Consider the following 1,747-nt stretch of genomic DNA (forward strand, 5'->3'; position numbering starts at 1 on the left):
CACCGACCGTTCGGCGATGCTGCGGTCGTATTTTTCGGTCGCGTCGAGACGCTCGGCTTCAAGGCTCTCATAATTCGACGCCAAGGTGTCGACCGCGTCCTTACTGGCCTTCAGTTCCGCAAGCCGCTTCTTGAGCAGCGCAAGTTCGGTTCCGTGTGCCTGTTTGCGATAGAGCCTGTCCGCTTCGGCCTCGAGCACGCTCAATGTATCGCTTGCGTGCCCGAGGCCGGCGCTGGCCGTGAACAGCAGCTTGCCCAGGTCGCCGCGCGATTCCAGGATTGATTTTCCACCTGCTTCCAGCGTTTCGTCGTCCAACGAGAACATGGTCTCGTATGCGTCGCGAGACAGGCCAGCCAGATGTGCCGATATCGCCATTTCGCTGACCGGCTGGCCAGTCTCGTCCAACAATGAGTTGGTGCGCTGTTTCGTGCGTGTGAAGGTGTGCTCCGCGCCGCCGAGTTCGAGCACCCCGCCGATGCGCATCGCACTGTACTCGTGCAGGAAATTGTAGCGGCTGCGTTCCTCGATGCCGAACAACAGATCGAGATAGCCAGAAAGCGCGGTCGACTTGCCGGTTTCGTTCAGGCCGAAGACGATATGCAGATCGGGACCGGATTCCGGTTTCGGCCCGAAGTCGATCGTCCTGTCGGTGAACTTGCCGTAGCGGATGAGGTCAAGGCGGCGCAGCCTCATTGTGATCCACCGGCCTTGAGGCGGGCGGTGACCAGATTTGCGCCGTTGGCAAGCACCCGATCGAGGAACAACTCCAGCTCAGCCTCGTCCTTGCCGGCGAAATCGCGCCCGTCAGGCGGAAGATCCGCGACCATCTTCTGGACCAAGGCCCTCGCCTCAGCTCGGAACGCGTCCGAGCCGGCATCGGCGCGCATGGATTGAGCGAGCTCGAAAATCGGGTCGGCGGCTTCCTCGCAGGTCTGGGATGTGGATGGAGACACTTTGAGCTCGAGCTTCTCCACCCAAGTGTCTCCCGTCTGCTCCGCGGCCTGCTCGGCCTCTGCGAGCAGCAGGTCGCGATCACGGATCAAGGCCCAGGACAAAGGTGACGCACCGGTCAGGTCGAGACGAACCACGGCATGACGGGATTTGACAGAGGCGCGAACACGTTCGAGTGCGGAACGGACTCGTCCGACGACATCGGACCATTCCTCCATTTCGGTCAGGTCGACATTCACCCCTTCGAATTGCGCGATGCTGGTCAGCCTCTCCTCTATCTCTACGGTGCGGTCGTCTCGTATCGTCACCAGGGTGACGGATTTCTCCCCGGCCTCATTGATGTCCCTGCCCTGTGGAATTCCCGGCATCACCACCGTGCTCGCCCCGGGATGGACCTGGCGGACATGGATGTGCCCAAGCGCCCAGTAGTCGAAGCCATGGGCATGCAGGTCGGTGGCGTTGCAGGGGGCATAGACGTCGTGGCCGGGCGATCCGGCCAGGCTGGTATGCATAATGCCGACATTGACCGCGCCTTCACGCGGCACTGAATACTTGGGCAGCAGGCTGTCCGGCGCCTTGGGGCTGGCAAAGCTCAAGCCATGAAACATGACGTCGAGCCCGGCGGCTGTCTGCAGCACGGACTGGGGACGGCCACCGAATATCGTGACCGTCTCCGGGAACACCAGCTGCTTCGATATGCGCGATAGCGCGTCATGATTGCCACGGATCTTGAAGACCCTAATGCCGGCCTGGTGCAGCCGTGTCATCTGCGACGCCAGGAAGCGGGCGGCTTTCA

At 61.8% G+C, this 1,747-nt stretch carries 2 protein-coding genes; both read right to left on the minus strand.

Going from position 1 to position 1,747, the window contains the following annotated elements:
• Positions 1–693 (minus strand): AAA family ATPase (locus tag EN991_RS22830; protein ID WP_164769306.1); only part of this gene is annotated, 693 nt, incomplete at its 3' end.
• On the minus strand, positions 690–1,747 hold a 1,058-nt coding region (locus EN991_RS22835), incomplete at its 5' end, for a DNA repair exonuclease (RefSeq protein ID WP_245461045.1). The genes EN991_RS22835 and EN991_RS22830, both read right to left, overlap by 4 nt.

Source organism: Mesorhizobium sp. M7A.F.Ca.US.005.03.2.1 (genome assembly GCF_003997795.1).
In the GTDB taxonomy this organism is placed as follows: Bacteria; Pseudomonadota; Alphaproteobacteria; order Rhizobiales; family Rhizobiaceae; genus Mesorhizobium; species Mesorhizobium ciceri.